The following is a 20,304-nucleotide window of genomic DNA, read 5'->3' as shown; positions in this document are numbered from 1 at the left end:
CCCGATCCCCTTGCGCAAACCAAACCGTTTGTTATGGGTAGTGCAACCCATTCAAAAAAGGAGGCCTCATGCGCGCGTTGATTCTTTCTCTGGCCCTTGCCAGCCTGCTCCCCCTTGCCGCCAGCGCCGCCGAGCCCCGTAGCGATTCGGTCGCCGTTGCCGTCGGGGTGAATGCCACCGTGATCACGCCGCACACCATCGCAGTAAGGGTCACACACGCCTGGGAGGCGTCCCCCACGGAAACCGCCACCGGGGTTCAGTCCTTCGAACCCATGGAAGCGCCGGGCCGTGGCCCATACGCGGCTTACAACTCAATCTTGAAGAAGAACCCCGCAACACGCGAAAGCGTCACGCTGTGGGTGATTGACGAGGCGCAGCGCTACTACACGCTCCGAGTGACGTATGAGCGCGTCCCATGCCGCGACACGCGAAACAACGGTGTGGATGACAGCGTATGTGCGCTGCGCATCGCTGGCCGCATTCTGCCGTTCTACATGCAGGGCGACGAGCAGGGGGCTTTTGAGGTGGGGGATCAAGTTTTTCTCCGCTCCGAAGGGACCGCGCAGCCAGTGATTACAGAGCTTGAGGCAGCTTCCGTATCCGTAGTCATCGGTGCGGGCAGAGAAAATGTAGCCGTTGGAGGGCAGCGCTGATGAAATGGCTCGCATTTTTCCGCAAGCGCCCCGATGCCGCGCTGAGCATCGAGGACTTCAAGCAATCTCCAGGCCACGTTTTGATGGACGAGAGCGGATACCTGGGCCTTTCTCACGAAGCAGCAGCCCAGATCGATCGGTTGCGCCAAGCCAAGGGCTGGGGCGTGCGCTCTGCCAACGCGGCAACGACCGGCAAAGGGCGGCGCTAATGGGAGCCACATTCAAAAGCATTGCCCACCATTACGGTCACCTCATTCTAGACGGCATGGATTGCTCCCCTGCGCAACCTCACGAGCTGCACCACCTGCCAATGGCGTGGAATCTCAAGCCCAGCCAGTGGGGCCAACCTCTCACCTTCCAAGCGCGCCCTCTCAGAAGTCACCCGGGGGGCCGCCCATGGTGAGCGCGATTCTTTTGCTGACCCTGCTCGGCCTCATGGTCCTGGTCCCTCTCTGGACGCTGAAGCGCTTTGCCGACGCCAAGGCAGCCTGGCAACGGGTGAGGGGCGGTGAGCGAGACGCTCGCACGCACGGCCGCGTCGTGATCCATGGCGGGCTGTTTGGAGTTGGGATGGTGGTCATCGCCGCGTTCTTGGCCCAAGCCACCTTCAGCGTCTGGCACCAGCTCGCCACCGGGGGAGGCCTGTTTGTCCTCGGCACGGTCGCGGTGCTCTGTCTGCTGGCCTTTTTCTGGGGCAAGGGGAGGTCGCGCGGATGAGTGCGTTGACGATGCTGGTCCTTTCCATGCTGGTCCTTGCTGTGTTTCTCTGCTCGGCGGCGTTTCTCTCTTTTATGATCGCGTTGACTTACCCGACCGTAAAGCAATCGCTGGCCCTATTCTGCGCCGGGAAGCGCGACGCATCGCGCTACGTGGATTTCGCGATTTTTGGGGGGATCTTCGCGGGTTGCGTCCTCACGCTCGCATTCGGGGCGGTGGTAATGGCCCTCAACATTTCCAGCGCTGAGGACGCCGCTCTATACGCGGCCACCTTGCTTAGCGCGGGACTGGGCTACTGGGTGGGCCGATGACACGCGAGCTTTCCACCCTTTTTGAGCCAGGCCCTCTCTCCGGCCCGGGCAGCTTCGAGCTGCTCCCCATGTCTCCGGACATCCAGGCCCTCTACGACGCAGCCCAACGCAACACGCCTTTCAGCAAGGACGTGGACGACGCCCTAGCCGCGCACCGCCAAACGTGTGGTGAGCGGGATCAAATCGAGCACGCCCGACGGGTAGACCCGTCCGATGCCATGCCCATCGACCCGGAGGCTCGTCGCCAAGCCTATGAACGTCAGCGGCGGTATGCGATTGGCGCCGGCATGACCGCAGGCCTGACGCTTGGGGCCATCGCCCAGGCGCTTGGTGTGTCACCCTCCGAGATTCAGGGCGACTTGGCGGCGATGGATCGATGAGTCCACGCAAAGGCTTCCTCGGCGGCCGATCCCCGGCCCAGGTTCAATCCTTGCTGGACGAAAGGATGACCCAGCGCGCCCTGGCCCAACGCTTGGGCGTCACCCACCAAGCCGTGAACCGCTTTGTCCGGCGGCACCGCCTGGCGGGTTCCGGACGGCAGACCTTTCGGGCCCGCCAAGCCCGCGAGCTCATCGAGCGCCGCCAGCAGGTGCAGCGGCTGATCCAAGCCGGGCTCACATCCGCCGAGGTGGCCAAGCGCTTGGGCGTGTCGCCGGCCACCATCGGCCTGGACCGCCAAGCCCTTCGGTTAGGGCGTGTCCTGAAAAGGCCGGAGCAGCGCAGCTTCCGGGGGCTGGGCCTGGACCAGGTTCGGGATCGCTTGAAGGTGGTCAGCCGGGCTCAGTTGGCGCGGGAGCTTGGGGTGAGCAGCTCGGCTGTCTATCGCTACTGCGGGAAGGTGGGCCTCAGCCGTCCGTAGCCTAGTTGCCTCTTGGCCCGGCGGTCGTTAAGTGGCCCAGCATATAGTTCGCGATCAGGCTCCGATCACGGGAAGGTCATTTCGATCAAAGGCTTAGCCGCCGTTAGGCTTTGGAGCATTGGCCGAAATGCACCCTCTGAACGATACTTGGTGCCTGTTCGATGGGATGTATTCGATGCCGCTGCTCAACTGGTCTAACCGTGATGAAGACCTGACCCGTTCCGCCCTGACGCCCTACCGCCTTCTGGAGCCGGTGGCCAGCTTGTCCTATGGGGAGGTCGACTCTCCGAACATGCTGATCGAAGGCGACAACTTGGATGCGTTGAAGGCGTTGCTGCCTTACTACGCAGGGCAGGTGAAGTGCATCTTCATCGATCCGCCTTACAACACTCGCAGCGCCTTTGATCATTACGACGACAACCTTGAGCACGCCAAGTGGCTGTCGATGATGTATCCGCGCCTAGAGCTGTTGCGAGATCTGTTGGCTGAAGATGGATCGATTTGGATAACCCTGGATGACAATGAGGCCCATTACTTCAAAGTCATTGCAGATGAGGTGTTCGGCCGTAAGAACTTCATTGCAAACGCGATTTGGCAGAAGGTCTTCTCTCCGAAGAACAGTGCTCGACATCTTTCCGTCGACCATGATCATCTGTTTGTCTATGCAAAAGACGCAGATATTTGGCGCCCGAACGACATGCCTCGGTCTGAGAGGCAAACTGCCACATACAAGAACCCCGATGAAGATCCGCGTGGTCCGTGGACCTCAGGCGACCTTTCAGCGCGCAACTTCTATGGCGCTGGAACATATCCGATTACTTGCCCCAGTGGCAGGGTAATACCTGGCCCTCCAAACGGAATGTATTGGCGTGTGTCGAAGGAGAAGTTTCAGGAAATGGATTCCGATGGGCGGATCTGGTGGGGCGCTGCAGGGAACAACGCTCCTCGAATAAAAAGATTTCTTTCGGAAGTCAAGCAAGGTGTAGTTCCTCAGACGATCTGGATGAACTCAGATGTCGGAAATACGCAGGAAGCGAAAAAAGAGGTCGTCGCACTTTTTGGTAGTGAAAACTTCATGACGCCGAAGCCTGAACGTCTCCTTCAACGTGTCATTCACATAGCGTCTGAAGAGGGGGATCTTGTTTTGGATAGCTTCCTAGGCTCTGCGACTACTTCTGCGGTTGCTCACAAGATGCGCCGGAAATGGATTGGGATAGAAGTCGGTGAGCACGCTCGGTTGCTTGGTCAACCCAGGATGAAAAAGGTTGTTGATGGTGAGCAAGGAGGCATCTCAAAAAGTGCCGACTGGAGGGGCGGTGGCGGCTTCCGCTTCTACAAGCTCGGTGTGCCCGTGTTCGATGATGCGGGCCACATCCGCGAGGGCATCAAGTTCGAGCACCTGGCCGCCCACGTCTGGTTCGCCGAGACTGGCGCCGCACGCTCCACTCGAGCACCGAAGCAGCCGTTCCTGGGCGAGCACCACGGGGTCGGCTACTACCTGCTGTTCAACGGTATTTTGGGCGATGAGAGCAAGACCGGCGGCAACGTGCTGACCAAGCGGGTGTTGAAAGGCTTGCAGACCTTCGAGGGTCCCAAGGTGATCTACGGCGAATCCTGCGATTTGCCTAAAGAGCGGCTGGAGGAGCTCCAGATCACCTTCAAGCAAACCCCCTACGACATCAAGGCACGCTAAGCATGGCTCTTTCCCTCAAGGTGTATCAGCAGCGGGCGTTGTCCAGCCTGGCCCAGTTCCTCGAAGACGCCCGGCTGACCGGCCCCGCATCCGCGTTTGAGAAGAACGCGGATGCCGGTCTGGTCACCCAATACAAACCCATGCCTCATCTGGAGGCCTCGCCCTACGTGTGCCTACGCATCCCCACGGGCGGCGGAAAGACCGTCATGGGCGCGCACATCATCCAGGCGGCAGGCGACGCCTACCTCGAGCGCGAGTTTCCGCTGGTCATGTGGATGGTCCCCACCACCCAGATCAAGACCCAGACGCTGGAGGCCTTCAAGAATCCCCGCCATCCCTACCGCCAGGAACTGGACGAGGCGTTCGGGGGCAAGGTCGCGGTGTTCGACGTGGAAGACTTCACCCACATCCGCCCCGCCGATCTGGGCACCAAGGTGTGCGTGGTCATTACCACCATGGCCGCGTTGCGCGTGGAGAACCAGGAAGGCCGGAAGGTCTACGAGCACCACGAGGACCTGGAAGCGCACTTCGCCGGCAGCGTGTCCGATCTGGCCTACCTGGAGCAGAACAAAGCCGGCAAGGCCATTGCGTCCTTTGCCAACCTGCTCAAGCTCCACGGCCCGTTGGTCATCACCGACGAAGCCCACAACGCCAACACGCCGTTGTCTTACCAGGTCTACGAGCGCCTGGGCGCCAAGGTGGTGGTGGAACTCACCGCCACGCCCGAGGCCAGCAAGAGCAACGTGCTGGTGAGCGTCAGCGCGTTTGAGCTGAAGAACGCGAACATGATCAAGTTCCCGGTCGTGCTCAAGGAGCACGTCGGGCAATGGGAGGTGGCCGTGGGCAGCGCCGTGGCCCGCCGCAACGAGTTGGGCAAGACCGCGCTGGGCGAGCCGGACTATATCCGTCCCATCCTGCTGATTCAGGCTGAGAACGCCAAGGGCACTGCCACGGTCGAGGAGGTCAAGAAGCACCTCATCGACAACGAGAAGGTGCCCGAAAAAGCCATCGCCATCGCCACGGGCGATCAGCGCGAGATCGACGGGGTGGACCTGTTCGCCAAGGACTGCCCCATCGAGGTCATCATCACCAAGCAAGCGCTCAAGGAAGGGTGGGATTGCTCGTTTGCCTACGTCTTTTGCTCGGTGGCCCAGGTCAAGAGCGACAAGGACATCCAGCAGCTGCTGGGCCGCGTGCTGCGCATGCCGTATGCCACCCGCCGCAAGCAGGAGGCCATGAACAAGGCCTACGCGCACGTCACCACTGCGGCGTTCAATCTGGCTGCTGCAGAGCTCACCAAGTCGCTCATCGACATCGGGTTCAACCCTCTGGAGGCCGTGGGCGCGGTGCTGCCGGATCCCACCCCTGGTCCCGGCTTGGACTTGCAAGGCGGCAAGGTCAATCCGGTGCCCGTGACGCCCAGGGCCACCATTGCTGTGAGCAAACAGCCTGATCTTACCGGCATCCCTGCTCGGGACCAGGCCAGCGTTGTTTTCACTCCGAACGAGGAAGGCAAGGGCGGCTCGGTGGAGATCACGGGCGAGGTGGACGAGTCCACCGTGGAAGCGATCACCAAGGCTGTGCCAACCAAGGAGCGCGAGGAAGCGACGGCTACGATCCAGCGGCACCAGATCGCCGCCAAGGCCGTCAAGGCACCCAGCCAGAACGGCGCAGTGTTCAGCGTGCCGCGGCTGGGCGTCATGGAGCAGGGCGAGCTGGAGTTCGTGGAGAGCGGCGCCACGCCGCCGGGCTTCACCTGGGACTTGCTGGCCTATCCCCCGGACTTGACCAGCCTCAAGTTCAACGCAGATAGCAAGACCTTTGAAGTCGATTTGGTGGAAGAGAAGGTCAGCTACACGCCGATTGATGACGACGTGAACACCTACTTGCCAGGCTTCGCCAAGGACCGCACTCAAGCGGACTTGGTCGGCTGGCTGGACCAGAAGATCCGCGATCCGGCGGTCAAGCAGCCCGTGCTGCGGGAGTGGTTGCGCCGGTCCATCAGCGGGCTGTCCGAAGATCGGGGCTTCTCGCTATCGCAACTGCTCAATGGCCAGTTCGTGCTCCGACGGAAGCTCGGCGAACAGCTCCAGATCGCCAAGGCAGAAGCACTCAAGGATGGCTTCCAGCAGGCCCTGTTTGGTGCCGACGCAGAGATCGTGGTCAGCGACGAGCCCGATGCCATGTTCACCTATCCGGCGGACATGACCCAGTATCCAGCGCATTCTTACTACCAAGGCGGCACATATCGCTTCCGCAAGCACTACTACCCCTTCGTGGGCGATCTTCAATGGAAGACCGCCGGGGGCAAGGTGGGCGAGGAGTTCCTCTGCGCCCAGGCCATCGATCAGCTGGACGAGGTGGAGTTTTGGGTCCGCAACCTGGTGGACAAAAGCCAGTTCTGGATGCCGACGTCCAAGCAGCGGACCTACCCTGACTTTGTAGCAAAGCTCAAGGACGGTCGCCTGCTGGTCGTCGAATACAAGGGCGGCGACCGATACACGGCGGACTCCGAGAGGGAGAAGCGCATGATCGGTGAGCTTTGGGCCACCAAGAGCAAGGGCAGGGGGATTTACCTCATGGCCCAGCTGAGGGACGAGAAGGGCAACAGCGTGACCGAGCAACTTCAGGCTGCCATTCGGGAAAAGAGGTAAGCAAGCAGTCATGGAAGACCGGCCTTATACCTCACGTTCTACCCCATAAGCCCTCAAGGGAAAACGGTGCCGACAATGCAAGTCCTGGTCACGCGCAGGCGCAGAGGCGTCTTCTGCTTCATGGCAGAAGAGATCGCTTTGCGAGTCAAAGAGCAGCGCTTTTATTTGGCTCAAGCCAAAGCCCGCCTCCTGACGCCGTTTGCTGCGATCGAAGCAGAGGCGGAAGCCATGGAGCAGGACTGCTTGGAGAATCCGCCAGAGTGCTTCGACCCCGAGCAATGGGACATGTCCATGGTCTACGAGGCGGCCTTTCATCAGAGCCTCGAACATTACGACCTGCTCCATGAAATGCGAGAGCGCACCCTGCTGGGTATCGCCGCTGGCATGTATCACCACTTCGAAAAGAGCTTTCGCGTCCGCGTCGCTCGCGAACTGCGCCAGGCCGGGTGGGTCATTGGAGAGAAGACCCGGGATCAGGTCTGGCGGTGCGAATGGACTCAGCTGGAGGCGCTGTTGGTCGCTTTCGGGTGGGATGTGCCGTCAGTGCCGCACTACCAAGACCTCGAGGCCTTGCGGCTGGTCGTCAACGTCTTCAAGCATGGCGAAGGCCCGGCCTTCGAAGCCTTGAAGCAGCGTTTCCCTCGATTCGTTCCCCAACTGGAGTCAGATGAGGGGTCGTGGCGCTACGTGGACTACACCCACATGTGCGTGACCGAGGAGCATTTGGATGCTTTCTCAAATGCCATCGTGAGCTTCTGGGAGGCCATCCCCCTTCAACTGGCAGTGGAAGAGGGGGTGACTGCTTTGGAGCTTCCATCCTTCTACGCCAAAGCAATGCGGCAAGACGGGTGTCCGACCTTCATGACGCAGCAGACCGCTCCCCACTCCCCCTGACTAGCCGAGCCGTTGATGGCATGGGGCTGGTCGTTGAGTTATTGCTCCCCGCTGCTATCGAGCCATCCGTTCACCAACGCGCGTTGGAGGGCGAGGGCAACTTGAGTCGCGGCATACACCCAGTCGTCGTCTTCCGTGTATGGATCCTCTTCCGAATCTTCCTTTCCCCCGTGGAAGAGGTTGTTGCGGACTTGTTGCATGGCCTGGACCAGCGCCACCGCATCTGAGTCTGCATCCAAGGGGCTAGGCATGAAACGGGCCACCAGGCGCCCGTCTTCCTCCACGATCTTCTGTTTCATGGGGCGTTCGTCGCGCTGACCAAGAAGGCGCTTGCGTGCCCATTCGGGGACTTCTTCCAAAAAGGCGTCGCCAAGCGAGCGGGCGCGGTCTTCCACTTTGCGCCAAGCCACATCGGGAATCGGATCGCCTTGCCTATCCTTCCGGAAGAAATCTCCATGCCGTCGAAGCTGGAACTCCAGTTTGCTGAAGGTCTTGAGCAGATCGTAGGCGAGGTCAGGGCGAACGGGCATGCCGGCATCATATCTCGGCCCTACGATCCCAATATGAAAGGGCCCGGCAACGCGTGATTAGTCGCTGGGAAGGTGGCGCTATTGTGAGTAAGCGGGTCGACGGGTCGGTCCTGCATTGGCCCTTGTCCCGCCAATGGGCTATAACCCTTGCTTGCCCTCAACGGAGTATTTCCCTTGGCCTTGACCACCCTCCAGTCGATCAACGCGGAAATCAAGCAGCTCGAAGCCCAAAAGCGGCTGGTCGAGAAGCGCGATGGGGAGGTGCCCAAGGCGATTGCGGTGCTTCAGAAGTATGCGAAGGTTCTCAGTCCCGCCCAGCGTCGTCAGGTTGCCAAGCTCATTGGCGAGGCCATCGACGTCAAGCCGGCGCGTTCCCCGAAATCTTCTGCGGGGCCGCTGAAAGGCCGAAAGCTCGGCAAAGTCGCCCCCAAGTATCGACTCCCGACGGGAGAGACCTGGGCAGGCCGAGGGCTGGCACCCAAGGCTTTCACGGCATGGGCCAAGTCGGTCGAGGGCAAGGCGTGGGCGCAAGCCAACCCTGGGGCCAAGTTCCCGCCCGCCGCTGGGAAGGTGAAGAAGGCCGCGTCTAAGGGAGCTGCGAGGGTGGGGAAAGTCGCCAAGAAGGCAGGGAAGGCAAAGCCGATTCGGAAACCTGCCAAGAAGGCCAAGCCGAAGCCGGCTGCTTAATCCCGTGGACAAAGGCCCTGCGAATGCCCGTGCCAAGGCGTTGGCCGCTGCACACGTGTTGCTCGACATGGCCGACGGAACGCTCTTGCAAGAGGAGGCGGGAACGCGATTGCGCACTGAGTTTGGACTTCACTGGTCCGCCTTGACGTGCGTCCAATACTTGTCAGGGAAGGACGCGGTCGCTGCATTGGCTGCCCTTCCGGGCGAGTGGAGCGAGCAGGGGCGGACGAAATCGGATCTCCTCCACGCCGTGGTCATGGCCCTGGCGGTCGTCGGTGAGGCGTGGGGCAGCCGCGGAGGGAAGTTGTCTGGCAGCAAGCTGTCCCCGCGTCTTCAAGAGGTGCGAGCGGCGGCCGTGGGGCAGCTCAAATGAAACGAACCTTGTCCGCTCCGAGCTATGCACTCCTGCAGGCCAGCGTGGAGTGTTGGAAGTGCGGCGAGGCAACGCCGGTCACGTCGGTGTGGGTGCCGTCCTTCGTGGACTACGCAGACGTAGATGAGCCGGGGGACGAGCCGGAAGCAGGCGATGCGGCCACTTTGCATGGTATCCAGGACTTGGACGATCAAGTCGCTGCGCATGTGCGCGAGGCGGCGCCTTGGCTCAAGCCAGGGCGCTCGGAAACCGCCAATGCCACTTATTGGGCCAACCATTGCCAAGCCTGCGGCGTATTACAGGGTGACTACTTCGTGACGGGCGTCAACGGCCCGTTCTTCCCTCAGTTCCGCGCCGAAGCAGACGCCCTTGAGCTCATCCCTGGGCGTGGACCCTTGAGTGCCAATGCGACGGCTGCACAATCCGAATGGATGGATTGGATCGCCGAGCGCCTGCCTGTCTGAAAGAGCATTCGTGTGCCGAGAACGGCATGCCCCGGGCATGCCGCTAACGATCACAAGATGGCGGTTCTCTGCGGCTCCGCTGAACATTGCTAGTTGCGGTTGTAGCCGTTGCGGGACATCAAGATCCGCTTCCAGTGCGACTCCCTCTTGTCGATTTGGCTCTCTTGGGAGCGCCGGTCCATGACTTCGAGGATCGAGAAGCGGAGATCCCGTTGACGGTCAGTGGCCTTGATGCCGAACTCTTGGACCAAGGCCTTGTTCCAGCCGTGCCCTGTGCTCGAATACTGGCACCAGCGTCCCCAGATGCCGGCGTCGCCGTCTGCTTTTCCGACGTAGAGCAGGCCGGTCTTGCTGTCCGTTAAGAGATAGATGCCTTTGACACTGGAAAGAGCCGCACGCCAAGAGTTGTTGCCGCTGGCAACGATGCGGTCCAGGGTGCCTTTGTCGATGTCCACTTGACCGAACCCAGGGAACTCTCCGTCTCCCAGCTTTTCTGCCAGAAGTTCGTGCACCACCATGTCCCCCGAGAGGGTCTCGCCTCTGAGGTAGGAAGTGCGGCTGACGTATTTCCCTGTCACGAAGAGGCGTCCTTCTAACGCAAGTGTGCTGTCGATGCGTTCCAAGGTGTAGTCAACGTGGGGCGTTCCGTTGGCATCCACATCGGGCCTGCTTCCCACGGATCGGAAGAGGCCGGCGAACATCCAACGGTAGGTATTGGGGATTTGGATGAGGGACAAGACCATGTCCCGGTCGAAGTTCCGCTGCCGCTGCCAGCACTGCCAGTCGTCAAACCGGCCGTCCAGCCAAACATCGATCGGATCCTCGATCTTATTGTTTCGGGCCAAGTGAACCTTGGTGCGAGCCGGCTCAAACGAGGGTTCGTAGAGCTTGATGAGGTCATACAGGAGCATGCGCAATCCCTGGCGGCAGTCTGGACCACCATCTTCCCACTGCCAGCCGCTTCTGAACCAAGGCCCGGAACGCTTCAGGGGAGGGAGCTGGTCCCGTTCGCTTGTGCCTGCACTGGTTGCATCGGGCATGCGCGGCCACCACATTCCCGGATACGTCTCGGCCCCCATCCTGCTGGGCGACCAGGTGCTCCGCGGTGCATTGAAAGGCTCGAGCCTTGCTGGGCTTCAGCCCGAGCTCTGAAGGAGCTGCGAGCCACATCGGCAGGCCGCAGTAGTAGCAGCGGCCGAACTGGGCATGGAAGGCAGACGTGCGGAGGGATTTGCGGCGCTTGGTCGTCATGGATGGCTCCGGAATCAAAAAAAGATTCCCGCGCCCCCATTGGGTGGACCTCGGGCACCCGGAGCCTATTGGCTATGCGGGCACAACACCGACGCTTCTGCGACCGGCGATTGCTTTTTAGCTTACTCGTGTCTTCGGTGCAAGCGCTTGGGTTGGCATCTGCAAAATCGTGTTGTCAGATCCTCTTGCGGAAATAGATTTATCGAGTATTGGTGAAGTAAGCCCAAGCCGGGCCATATCCCTTTTCCCCAATATCCGAGGAGGATTTTTCATGCGCAAGACCCTTTCTTTTTCTCTGGCCTTGATGGCCGCGTTTTCTGCCACTTCGGCGTCCGCCGCTGACGTCACCGAAGACCTGATGATTTCTGCGACCGTGAACAACGAGTGCAGCCTGCTCGTGACCCAGCTGGGCGGCGGTGAATACAACGGCTTGGCGTCCGGCACGCAGGGCTATTCCAATGGTGCGTTGATGGTTCGCTGCAACCAAGGCACCGCCTTCAGCATCGTGCCTGGCGATGGGTTGAACTACGGCGCCGCGATTGCTCGTCCCAATCACCGCGCCGTGTCCGATGGGGCCGGAAACTTCGTCGCCTACGGCCTCTTCAAAGATCCTGGTGCCAGTCAAGTGTGGGGCAGTGGGGCCGACGCTTGGGAGGGCGTGGGAACCGGTGAGCAGCAGATGATTGGCATCGGTTATGCCTTCTATGATTTGAACAAGGTGCCCGGCGGGACCTTCTCCGATACCATCGCCGTGACCCTGACTTACTGACCCTTAAAGGGTTTCTACCAAACCCCCGGATATCTCCGGGGGTTTTCTTTTGAGGGTGGGTTGACAACTTTAAATGTTTTGGTTGGATCAAAGGAGGTGATCGATTTGGAGGAATGATGTTGAAGCGTTTGTTGGTGGTTCCATTGTTTATGCTGTGCGCCGCTCCTGCGTGGGCGGGCAACGTGTCGTTGTTTCCCACAAGCATCGTGGCCCCGGCTGGAGAAAAGGCAGGGGCGTTGACCTTGGAAAACCATGGGGAAACCCCCGAGCGCTTTCAGGTGACGGTGCTGGACTGGTCCCAAGATCCCAGCGGGCAGGACGTGACCGGCCCCGCCAAGGCGGTGATCGCGGCACCGTCCATTGTCGAAATCCCACCTGGGTCCCGCCGGGCCGTGCGGTTGGTCCGCACCCAGGGCGTCGGCACGCCCGGCTACTACCGCGTGCTGCTGCGCCAGTTGCCCCAGCCGTCCACGGCGGGCCAGGTGCAGTTGTTGATCCACCAGAACCTGCCGGTGGGGTTTGAAGACGCCAAGGCCGGTCCTCCGGTGCTCACGGCCCGCTTCACCGCCGACGGCCTTCTGCTGACCAACACCGGTTCGACCGCCGCGCGCCTGACCGCCGTCGGTCCTCAAGGCATGCCGGCATGGCGCGAAGGGGCGCTGGGGTGGGTGCTCCCTGGTCAGAGCAAGCTGGTTGAGCTCAAGCCCGGCTTGAAAGCGTCCACGCTCTCAATCACGGCCAACGGGTCCCCCGCTACCGTCCCCGCAGACTAAGGGCAACGCATGCGGCGGGGAAGCGTCCTGGGCCTCGCGCTGGCCCTGTCCATCGGCACCGCGCACGCGGCCATCCCAGACGGGGTGGAACCCGTGCTTGCAGCGGCTATCCTGGCCAACGGCCAGCCCGCCAAAGACCCCGTGTTGCTCTGGCAGCAGAACGGGGCTTGGGTCGCGGAAGCCACGACTTGGCAGCAGCTCGGCGTGACCCTTCGCCCGGGCGAAGAGGGGCACGACCTGACTGACCAAGCCTTGGGCGTCTCGGTGGCTTACAACCCCGAGAACGCCACGGTCCGGCTCACCATCCCCGCCGACCGCAAGCCAGCCCAGCAGCTCACCCGACGAGGCACCCCGGTTTCTCAGGTGTCGCCCGCCATCGGGGGCGTGCTGGTCAACTACAACCTCGCCACCCAGATTGCAGGCGGCCGACAAGCCACGTCGTTGGCACTGGACGCGCGCACCGGAGGGCGTTGGGGCGTGGTCTCCACCACCGGGCAGCTCAACCAATCCCCCAACGGGTTTGGCATGCGCCGCGGCATGACCGCTTGGCAGAAAGACGACCTGCCGCGCCAACGGACTTGGCAAGCCGGCGATGTCTACGCGACGCCCCGCATCGGCCCGGTGGCGCTGGGCGGCATTCGCCTCGCGAAGGACCCGGCAGCGCTGGATCCGCTCACGCCGACGTGGCCCGTCCCGACCTTGGGGGGCATCGCGTTGGATCCGGGGCAGGTCAAGGTCCTGTCCAACCAGGCCGAAATCACGCGCCAGGACGTCAACGCCGGCCCCTTCACCGTGGACGGGCGAAACGTGGCCTTGGGGGCCAGCCAAACGGCTGTGGTGGTGCGTGACGCCTACGGCCGGGAAACCGCCGTTTCCACTGCACGGCTCTACGTCGCCCCGACCCTGCTGCGTCGGGGCCTCTCCGCGTGGGAAATCGCCGCTGGCCAGGTCCGCGAAGACGAAAACCGCTACGGCACGGCCGGCGTCAGCGCTTCCTGGGCCAGGGGCGTCAACGACCGCTGGACCATCCGAGCCGGTGGCCAGGTGGACGAGAAGGGCAAGGGCAACGTCACCGTTGGTTCCACCTGGGCCCCGGGCACCTGGGGCGTGCTCGACGGCGAGGTGGGTCGCTCAAGCGACGGCGGGACGCGCTGGGCTGTTGCCTACGGCTACAAAGGGCCCACGTTTGGCGTGCGATTGGAACACGAGGAAAACGACGGGTTCTGGCGACTGCAGAGCGAGACCGCGCTGCCCATCGCGTCGCGCACCCAAGCCAGCGTTTCCTATCGCCCAGATCGCCGCTTAACCGTCCGTGGCACCTATAGCGCCATCGACACGGGGCGCTCCAGCCTGGCCTTCGCCTCCCTGAGCGTGAGCGCGAACCTGGGCACCGCGGGCCAGGTGTCCGCCAACGTGCTCCGAGACCTTCAAGGCGACGATCTTCAAGTGTCCGCCAGCTACACCTACCGCTTCGGCAGCAAGGCCAGCGTGGGCGTGCGGGCCCGCCAGGCCCCAGGCCAGGATGCCCTGACCACCCGAGCGACCTACCGCACCGAGGGCGGCCTTCGCTTGGCTGCAGAGCACACTGAGGGCGAACTGGGCAGCACCCGGGCCACGGCCGACGCGATGACCCGTTACGGCGACGCCCGGATCATGCTGGACCGCTACGACGGGCAAACCCAGGTGGCGGCCAACTTCTCTGGCTCCGCGTTCCTGGACCATCGCGGTGTGGCCTTCGGAAGGCCTGCCTACGCCAGCTTCGCGGTCGTGGACGTGCCGGGCCAGGCGGGCGTGCCGGTGCGGGTCAACGGAGCGCCGGTCGGCCAGACCAACAAGCAAGGCCGCGTGCTGGTGACCGACGTTCCCTCCTTGCTGCCCACCACCGTCAGCCTCAAGGACAAGGAGCTGCCGGTGGGCGTGGAGATCGGGGAGACCGAAAAGCAATCGGTGGCCCCCCGCCAAGGCGGTGTGCGGGTGACCTTCCCCGTGCTGACGCAGAACGCCCGGGCCTTCACTCTGACAGGGGCCAGCATCGCGCCGGGCACCCTGGCATCTACGCCGAACGAACAAGCAATGGTGGGCTACGACGGAGCGCTCTACCTGGAACACCCCGAGCCGGGGATGGCCGTTGAGGTGTCGGACGTGTGCAAAGCCGTGTTGCCGTCTCCACTGCTGGGCGTGGACGAAGTGGCGAAGTTAAGGTGCAACTAGCCGCTCAGATCTCCCTCGCGAGTGGGCGGCACCCCTAGCACTCTTGCCTTTGCAGCAATGACTGCGCAAACGGTCAACCCACATTCCGGGCAAACCGCAGGCTTGAGGAGCCTCTCTGGCAAGATAGGAACGATGGCCCCGCATTCGCAGCGCAGCCCCAGGGCTTCGACCTTCTGCACCCGTCGCTCCGGGTCCCCCTTGATGGCCAAATAGCTCGAGTTGCACTTGGTATTCGGGCAGAAAACGGGCTTGTCCCCCGCTTGCTCTGCCGGGCCGAGAATCAGCACATGGCCGCAGTCGACGCATTTGCCCGTCGCGAGATCCTTGCCGGCAGCGATCAGCGTCGAGCTCGCAACCTCTTCCAGCTCACCGATGAGAACACGGAGCCTTTCGATCTTCGGCCGTGCGTTCGTCAGATCTTTGCGCAAATGGAGAAAGCTCCCCAACGAGTTGTAGTAACTGCGAAACTTGCCCCAAGGAATGCGTTTGGCCTCGCCTATCGGCAAAAAATCCTTGTCCTTGAAAGCGGCCTTCAAGTCAGTTGAGGCGAAATCGAGGTCTTCGGGCAGCGGCGTGACCGAGATGGAAAAGCTGGCTGTTTGATCAGAGTTGGGGTCGAACGTGGCCAGCATTTTGATGATCTGGTCCGGTCGCCATTCGCGAGCAAGCTCGGTGGAAACGTCTTCACCGTATGCAGCCAAGTTCTGATAAGCCACAGATTCCAAGCAGAATCGTAGTTCCAGCGCGGCGTAGATGAATGACGCGTCATCGCCCCTGCTGATTAGTTCTTTAGCCGTGCTTAAACGTTCCGCGATGTTGTAAAGGGCCATAATCAAAGGTTACTCGATTGGAACTCGGGATCAAGTTAACAGCCGCCTGTAGGCACTATCTCCCAACGAGATTGCCTAAATGCGTGGGCGGGACTAGAGTTCGTGGAAGGGGGGATGGCCAGACCAGTTGAGAAGGAGCGCCCAATGCCCATCAGGGCCGTGGTGTATGTCAGCGAGGCATCCGACGCGTTGCGCGGCGATCTGCTTGGCCTCCGGAGCGGCAAGCTCCAGGAGCTGGTCGACGACGCAACTCGATTTAACCGGGACGCAGGTGTCAGTGGGGTGCTCTTGTTCGACGGCACGCGCTTCCTCCAATACATGGAAGGCCCCCCGGACGGGTTGGACGTGGCGTTCTCAAGGGTGCTCGGAGCCTCGAGTCATCACGATCTGATCGAACTGCAAAGAGGGACGATCAAGGATCGCCGCTTGCCTTACTGGCCTATGCGCTGGTTGCCTGTGGAAGTCAAAGAGTTGAGCGAGGTCGCGGTGGGCGACTGGGCTGGTTTCAAGGTGCGCGGGGATGGAGAAGCGTTGAACGCAACGGCGATCGACCGGCTGCTGTTCCTAGTGAGCAGACGCGCACTGGTAGGACGATGAACCAGTGGCGACCGCCTGGCCGCGCAAGGAATCCGCCCCCTACGTGCAGCCCAAGTCTTCGTGGATCGCCGTAACAAGCTGTCGGAAGCGGTAAGGCTTCGGGAGAAATCGAACGTTCTCGGGCAGCGGGGGCAGCTGCGAGCGTTGAAGGCCAGACGCGAGCATGACGCGGGCCTGGGGTTGAGCAACCGCGGCTTCCGCCGCGACCTCCAGCCCGTCGGCGCTGTCCGGCATGTTGAAGTCGGTCACTACCACCGCGAACTTGGCGCTGCCGCGCAGGAGGACGAGGGCCTCGTCCCCGTTGCTGGCGGGAGTGACTTGGAAGCCCTGAGAGGTCAGGGCCTCGACGACGACGCTGCGGAGATCGTCTTCGTCTTCAACAAACAACACGTGGATCGGCATCTCAATGCTCTGGTGCGGGGAAGCAAAGGCTAACGCGGGTTCCCTTCCCAAGCTCGCTCTGGAGCTCGGTGAACCCGCCGGACTGGGCCGTGAAGCCAAACACTTGGCTCAAGCCCAGCCCGCTGCCCCTTCCAATGGGTTTGGTGGTGAAAAACGGTTCAAATACCCTGGCCTGCTGGTCTGCCTCAATCCCTGAACCGTCGTCTCGGATGCTCAGGCAGATGTAAGGTCTTTCACTGGTGTTGGGCAACGTAGGATCACGGGTTTGCCGCGCAGACGCCGTGATGAGGATCGTTCCGCCCTTCGGCATGGCGTCGCGGCTGTTGCACACCAGGTTAAGGATTGCGGCCTCCAGCTGTGCCTTGTCCAGCGACAGGGTCGGAAGGCCCCGGGAAACTTCGACGGTCAATGCGATCGCGTCGCCGGCGGAGCGGCGCAGCATCGCTTCGCATTCGGCCATCAAGGCGGCCAAGTCGACTGCCTCTGGCACCAAGGTTTGTCCCTTGCCGAAGGTCAGCAACTGCCGAGTCAGAAGGGCCCCGCGCTCGGCGGCCCGCTGCGCGGTATCGATGAGCTTGGCCACGCCTCCGTTTTTCACCCGCAGGCTGATGAGGTCTAAACAGTTGGCCACGATGGTCAACAGGTTGTTGAAATCGTGGGCCAAGCCGAGCGTGAACTTGCCGATGGCCTCCATCTTCTGCGCCTGCAGGAGATCGCGCTGGGCTTGGAGCAGCTGCTCCTGCGCTTCGTGGCGCTGGGTGATGTCGCGGGTGATTTTGGCAAACCCCACCAGTTCCCCGTCTTCCCAGATGGGATCGATCACGACGCTGGCACGAAAGCGGGTCCCGTCCTGCCGCAATCGCCAGCCCTCGGCGACGTAGCGCCCTTCTAAGGCCGCGGTCCGCAGGTTTCGCTCTGGTAGGCCGGCTTGGGCCTCCTCGGGCAGGTAGAAGCGGGAAAAGTTGGTGCCGACCACGTCGGCAGCCTGGTAGCCCTTGATTCGTTGCCCACCCGGGTTCCAGGTCTGGATCACCCCGCTGGGGTCGAGCATGTATAGGGCGTAGTCGGTGACCGAGTTCACCAGCAGGGCAAACTGCCGGCTCTCGTCCCTCAAATCGGTTTTCGCTTTCGCTGGTTGGTTCATGGGTCATCCTCTCGGCAGGGCCACCGAAGGGCGACAGAGTGCGCAGTGTAGAAGAGCGACGGCCGTCATCCTTTTGCGCCCTCTTAACAAATCGGGCGAGCCCTCGGGCCACACTGTCCAATCGTGGCACATCCACTCAGAGCGCTTGTAGGGAGAAAGTCATGGGATTGGACGGCAAAGCAGTAAGGGTTCTTCTTGTAGAGGACGAACCCACTCTCATGATGGTCTTGGAGCAGGCCATTGCCCAAGTCGGCTACGACGTCTCCAAGACGGCCGAAGATTTGCCCACAGCCTTGGTATGCGCCGAGGAGGCGGCCTTCGATGTTGCGGTGCTGGACGTCAACTTGAACGGGGTCGAGTCTTACCCCGTGGCCGATCGCTTGGTCGAGTTGGGGGTGCCGTTCCTGTTTACGACCGGCCTTGGGGCCAACCGGCTGCCCGAACGCTTCAAAGGCACGCCCTTCCTTGAAAAGCCGTTTCGCCTAAAAGAGATCGCCGCGGCCCTCCAGTCCCTTTGCCAGGAACTGGAGGTTCATTGAGTTTCCGGGCCTTGGGCACCGGTCGGGACCTTCGGGTCCCTTTTTTATTTCAGCGGGGCCTCGACCTGCTGGTAGGTGCCCACGGTCTCGCTCACGCCTAGGATGTGGCCCTTCGCGGCCTTCAGCACCTCGTCCCGCGTTGCCCCGGCCTTCATATCAAGCACGGTGTCCAAGGCCAACAGCTGGAAGTGGTAATGGTGGGGTCGATCGCCCACTGGCGGTTTGGGGCCGAAATACCCCACAGACCCCCGGCTGTTCACCCCCTGCAGCATTCCCTCCGGCTTCAGGAGTCGCGGATCGACCGGCAGGCCCTCCGGCAGCGATTGCGTGGTCGCTGGGATGTTGTAAGCGACCCAGTGAACGAAGGGTTTGACGTTGGCTGCATCCGGATCCTCCATGATCAGCGCATAGGACTTGGCACCAGGCACCGGGCTCCAAGAAAGAGCGGGCGATGCATCGTCGTGATACGCGCTGAAGCGGGGAGGCAATGCTTGGCCCGAGGAGAACGACGGGGAGCGGAACTCGAACGTGGCGGCTTTGCCGATCCGATCCTTGGCCAACGGCACGCCCGAGCCTTGATTGACTTGGGCCATCAAGGGCCCGCTAGGCACTGCGGTCGCGGGGGAGGCGGACGCTTGGCCTGGGCCGTAAGTCACTCTGTAGATGACGCCGTTGGCATCGTCGCCGACCAAAAGTGCACCGCCCTTCGTCATCGCCAGACCGACGGGCCTTGCGATATGCGCCTGGCCGTTGTCGACCAGGAAGCCTGTCAGGAAGGGCTCAAACCCGACCGGCTTGCCGGCGTTGAAACGAACCCGCACCACCTCGTAGCCCGACGCAGGCTTGCGGTTCCAGGAACCGCGCATCGTCACGAAGGCGTCCCCCCGGTAAGCTGCCGGGAACTGCTGGCCGGTGTAGAACAGCATCTGCATGGGGGCCGCGTGGGCGGTGTAGCCGAGCACCATGGGCTCGCTTGTCGCCGCCCATTGCTGTTTGCTGATCTGCCCTGGCGGGGTGCTCTGGGGATTCACCCCGTCCTTGCCCCAGATGTGGGGCCAACCATACTTCTTTCCTTTCTGAATGCGGTTGAGCTCCTCGGGCTGCTCATCGTTGCCCAAGTAGTCGATGCCGTGATCCATCCCCCACAGCTCCCCCGTTTTGGAGTTCCAAGCAAAGCCGATGGTGTTCCGCAGGCCGCTGGCAAAGATGGACCGGCTCTTGCCATCCGGCGAGGACCTCAGCAGCGCCGCATGCTCGGGATTGGTCTCGTTGCACGCGTTACAGGACGAGCCCACGCTGATGTAGAGCATCTCATCAGGGCCAAAGGCCAGCGTGCGGTTGGGGTGCTGACCGCCATCGGGCAGGTCGTTGATGATCCGTTCCTCTGGACCCAACGTGCCGTCCGGGCGTATGGGGGCGCGATACACGCGTCGTTGGCCGTGGCGACATACAGCTGCCCGTTGGCGATGGCCAGCCCGTGCGCTCCTGGACGTGAGAAGACCACCTTCGGTTCGGCGTCCAAGGCTCCGTCTTCATTGGCATCCTCCAGCAACAGCACGTCGCCTTGATCTCGACGTGAGATATAAATCCGCCCGTCCGGCGCTACGGCGATGATCCGGGGATTCTGAAGGCCTTGCGCAAGGGGACGCACCTGGAAGCCGCTGGGCACCTTCAGGGCCTGAACGTGCTCAGGCGTCGCCTCTGCCTTGGCCGGTTTGAACGTGTGGACGTTGGCTTGGACGTCGGTTCCGTCCCCCTGCTGAGCGAAGGCGAGAGAGGGGGCCAGCAAGACGAGCAAAAGCGCGGAACGGGTCATGAGGATGGCCTGGCGCTGAGGAGCGTTCAGCATGGGGCGGGAGCGGTCAATGGCCTGCGAATGCGTTGCATGCGCGCCGTTCACCACGAAGACCATCGATCGCCAGGCCCACACATCGGCGGTCTCGGACGCTCCGC

General features: G+C 62.1%; 23 protein-coding genes. 16 read left to right on the top strand and 7 right to left on the bottom strand.

Annotation, left to right across the window (positions count from 1 at the left end; genetic code table 11):
• Positions 1-68 precede the first annotated feature (68 nt).
• The 9 genes from SSKA14_RS18195 to SSKA14_RS18155 all read left to right on the top strand — a co-directional run bounded on the left by SSKA14_RS18195 (position 69) and on the right by SSKA14_RS18155 (position 7,781).
• Positions 69-653: a hypothetical protein gene (locus SSKA14_RS18195; protein WP_024957517.1), complete on the top strand. Its 585-nt coding sequence runs from the start codon at positions 69-71 to the stop codon at positions 651-653.
• Positions 653-862, top strand: coding sequence for a hypothetical protein (locus SSKA14_RS18190; RefSeq protein WP_008266166.1), 210 nt, complete (start codon positions 653-655; stop codon positions 860-862). Before SSKA14_RS18195 ends, SSKA14_RS18190 begins: the two co-directional genes overlap by 1 nt.
• A 187-nt stretch (positions 863-1,049) precedes the next feature.
• The gene (locus SSKA14_RS18185; RefSeq protein WP_040008455.1) at positions 1,050-1,370 is read left to right on the top strand and encodes a hypothetical protein; all 321 of its coding nucleotides are present in this window, start codon (positions 1,050-1,052) and stop codon (positions 1,368-1,370) included.
• Entirely contained in the window at positions 1,367-1,681 is a 315-nt protein-coding gene (locus SSKA14_RS18180; RefSeq protein ID WP_100437272.1) for a hypothetical protein, read from the top strand. Before SSKA14_RS18185 ends, SSKA14_RS18180 begins: the two co-directional genes overlap by 4 nt.
• A 68-nt stretch (positions 1,682-1,749) precedes the next feature.
• Entirely contained in the window at positions 1,750-2,061 is a 312-nt protein-coding gene (locus SSKA14_RS18175) for a hypothetical protein (RefSeq protein WP_152906578.1), read from the top strand.
• 65 nt (positions 2,062-2,126) lie between these two features.
• Positions 2,127-2,540, top strand: coding sequence for a hypothetical protein (locus SSKA14_RS18170; RefSeq protein ID WP_181503439.1), 414 nt, complete (start codon positions 2,127-2,129; stop codon positions 2,538-2,540).
• Positions 2,541-2,715: 175 nt separating this feature from the next.
• Positions 2,716-4,233, top strand: coding sequence for a site-specific DNA-methyltransferase (locus tag SSKA14_RS18165; RefSeq protein ID WP_040009802.1), 1,518 nt, complete (start codon positions 2,716-2,718; stop codon positions 4,231-4,233).
• A gap of 2 nt (positions 4,234-4,235) precedes the next feature.
• Positions 4,236-6,887, top strand: coding sequence for a DEAD/DEAH box helicase family protein (locus SSKA14_RS18160; protein ID WP_008264601.1), 2,652 nt, complete (start codon positions 4,236-4,238; stop codon positions 6,885-6,887).
• Between the two features lie 75 nt (positions 6,888-6,962).
• Entirely contained in the window at positions 6,963-7,781 is an 819-nt protein-coding gene (locus SSKA14_RS18155; RefSeq protein ID WP_040008446.1) for a hypothetical protein, read from the top strand.
• Positions 7,782-7,819: 38 nt separating this feature from the next.
• On the opposite strand, the gene SSKA14_RS18150 is transcribed toward SSKA14_RS18155, so the two are convergent.
• Entirely contained in the window at positions 7,820-8,311 is a 492-nt protein-coding gene (locus SSKA14_RS18150; RefSeq protein WP_008266996.1) for a hypothetical protein, read from the bottom strand.
• Positions 8,312-8,485: 174 nt separating this feature from the next.
• Here SSKA14_RS18150 and SSKA14_RS18145 point away from each other — a divergent pair, with 174 nt between their 5' ends.
• Together SSKA14_RS18145 and SSKA14_RS18135 are read left to right on the top strand one after the other, a co-directional pair.
• The gene (locus SSKA14_RS18145) at positions 8,486-8,998 is read left to right on the top strand and encodes an H-NS family nucleoid-associated regulatory protein (RefSeq protein ID WP_040008444.1); all 513 of its coding nucleotides are present in this window, start codon (positions 8,486-8,488) and stop codon (positions 8,996-8,998) included.
• A 369-nt stretch (positions 8,999-9,367) separates the two neighbouring features.
• Positions 9,368-9,835 (top strand): hypothetical protein, encoded by a 468-nt coding sequence (locus SSKA14_RS18135; RefSeq protein WP_040008438.1) that lies wholly within the window; start codon positions 9,368-9,370, stop codon positions 9,833-9,835.
• A gap of 89 nt (positions 9,836-9,924) precedes the next feature.
• Here SSKA14_RS18135 and SSKA14_RS18130 read toward each other — a convergent pair whose 3' ends face one another.
• Positions 9,925-10,746: a GIY-YIG nuclease family protein gene (locus tag SSKA14_RS18130; RefSeq protein WP_040008437.1), complete on the bottom strand. Its 822-nt coding sequence runs from the start codon at positions 10,744-10,746 to the stop codon at positions 9,925-9,927.
• Positions 10,733-11,005, bottom strand: a complete 273-nt coding sequence (locus SSKA14_RS24350) for an HNH endonuclease (protein WP_322888679.1) — start codon at positions 11,003-11,005, stop codon at positions 10,733-10,735. The genes SSKA14_RS18130 and SSKA14_RS24350 overlap by 14 nt, the downstream gene beginning before the upstream one ends.
• A 352-nt stretch (positions 11,006-11,357) precedes the next feature.
• Here SSKA14_RS24350 and SSKA14_RS18125 point away from each other — a divergent pair, with 352 nt between their 5' ends.
• The 3 genes from SSKA14_RS18125 (at position 11,358) to SSKA14_RS18115 (ending at position 14,839) form a co-directional block, all read left to right on the top strand.
• Positions 11,358-11,855 (top strand): spore coat U domain-containing protein, encoded by a 498-nt coding sequence (locus SSKA14_RS18125; protein ID WP_008266871.1) that lies wholly within the window; start codon positions 11,358-11,360, stop codon positions 11,853-11,855.
• Positions 11,856-11,971: 116 nt separating this feature from the next.
• Positions 11,972-12,628 carry a fimbria/pilus periplasmic chaperone gene (locus tag SSKA14_RS18120; protein WP_157635963.1) on the top strand — a complete coding sequence of 219 codons (657 nt, stop codon included), beginning with the start codon at positions 11,972-11,974 and terminating at the stop codon, positions 12,626-12,628.
• 9 nt (positions 12,629-12,637) lie between these two features.
• Entirely contained in the window at positions 12,638-14,839 is a 2,202-nt protein-coding gene (locus tag SSKA14_RS18115; protein WP_040008432.1) for a fimbria/pilus outer membrane usher protein, read from the top strand.
• Here SSKA14_RS18115 and SSKA14_RS18110 read toward each other — a convergent pair.
• Positions 14,836-15,669: a hypothetical protein gene (locus SSKA14_RS18110; RefSeq protein WP_008267208.1), complete on the bottom strand. Its 834-nt coding sequence runs from the start codon at positions 15,667-15,669 to the stop codon at positions 14,836-14,838. The genes SSKA14_RS18115 and SSKA14_RS18110 overlap by 4 nt on opposite strands.
• A 144-nt stretch (positions 15,670-15,813) precedes the next feature.
• Between SSKA14_RS18110 and SSKA14_RS18105 the strand changes: the two genes are divergently transcribed.
• Complete coding sequence (locus SSKA14_RS18105) at positions 15,814-16,266, top strand: BLUF domain-containing protein (RefSeq protein WP_040008429.1); 453 nt, start codon at positions 15,814-15,816, stop codon at positions 16,264-16,266.
• 39 nt (positions 16,267-16,305) lie between these two features.
• Here SSKA14_RS18105 and SSKA14_RS18100 read toward each other — a convergent pair whose 3' ends face one another.
• Both SSKA14_RS18100 and SSKA14_RS18095 read right to left on the bottom strand, forming a co-directional pair.
• Positions 16,306-16,668, bottom strand: a complete 363-nt coding sequence (locus tag SSKA14_RS18100) for a response regulator (protein ID WP_008264577.1) — start codon at positions 16,666-16,668, stop codon at positions 16,306-16,308.
• A 1-nt stretch (position 16,669) separates the two neighbouring features.
• A complete protein-coding gene (locus SSKA14_RS18095; protein ID WP_008267080.1) occupies positions 16,670-17,812 on the bottom strand; it encodes a PAS domain-containing sensor histidine kinase in 1,143 nt (380 codons plus the stop codon).
• Between the two features lie 161 nt (positions 17,813-17,973).
• Here SSKA14_RS18095 and SSKA14_RS18090 point away from each other — a divergent pair, with 161 nt between their 5' ends.
• A complete protein-coding gene (locus SSKA14_RS18090; RefSeq protein WP_024957536.1) occupies positions 17,974-18,351 on the top strand; it encodes a response regulator in 378 nt (125 codons plus the stop codon).
• Positions 18,352-18,395: 44 nt separating this feature from the next.
• Here SSKA14_RS18090 and SSKA14_RS18085 read toward each other — a convergent pair whose 3' ends face one another.
• Positions 18,396-19,778 (bottom strand): YbhB/YbcL family Raf kinase inhibitor-like protein, encoded by a 1,383-nt coding sequence (locus tag SSKA14_RS18085; protein ID WP_197697522.1) that lies wholly within the window; start codon positions 19,776-19,778, stop codon positions 18,396-18,398.
• Positions 19,779-20,304: the final 526 nt, after the last annotated feature.

The organism is Stenotrophomonas sp. SKA14, from assembly GCF_000158575.1.
Taxonomy (GTDB): domain Bacteria; phylum Pseudomonadota; class Gammaproteobacteria; order Xanthomonadales; family Xanthomonadaceae; genus Stenotrophomonas; species Stenotrophomonas forensis.
This window is presented reverse-complemented; position numbering and strand designations above follow the sequence as displayed.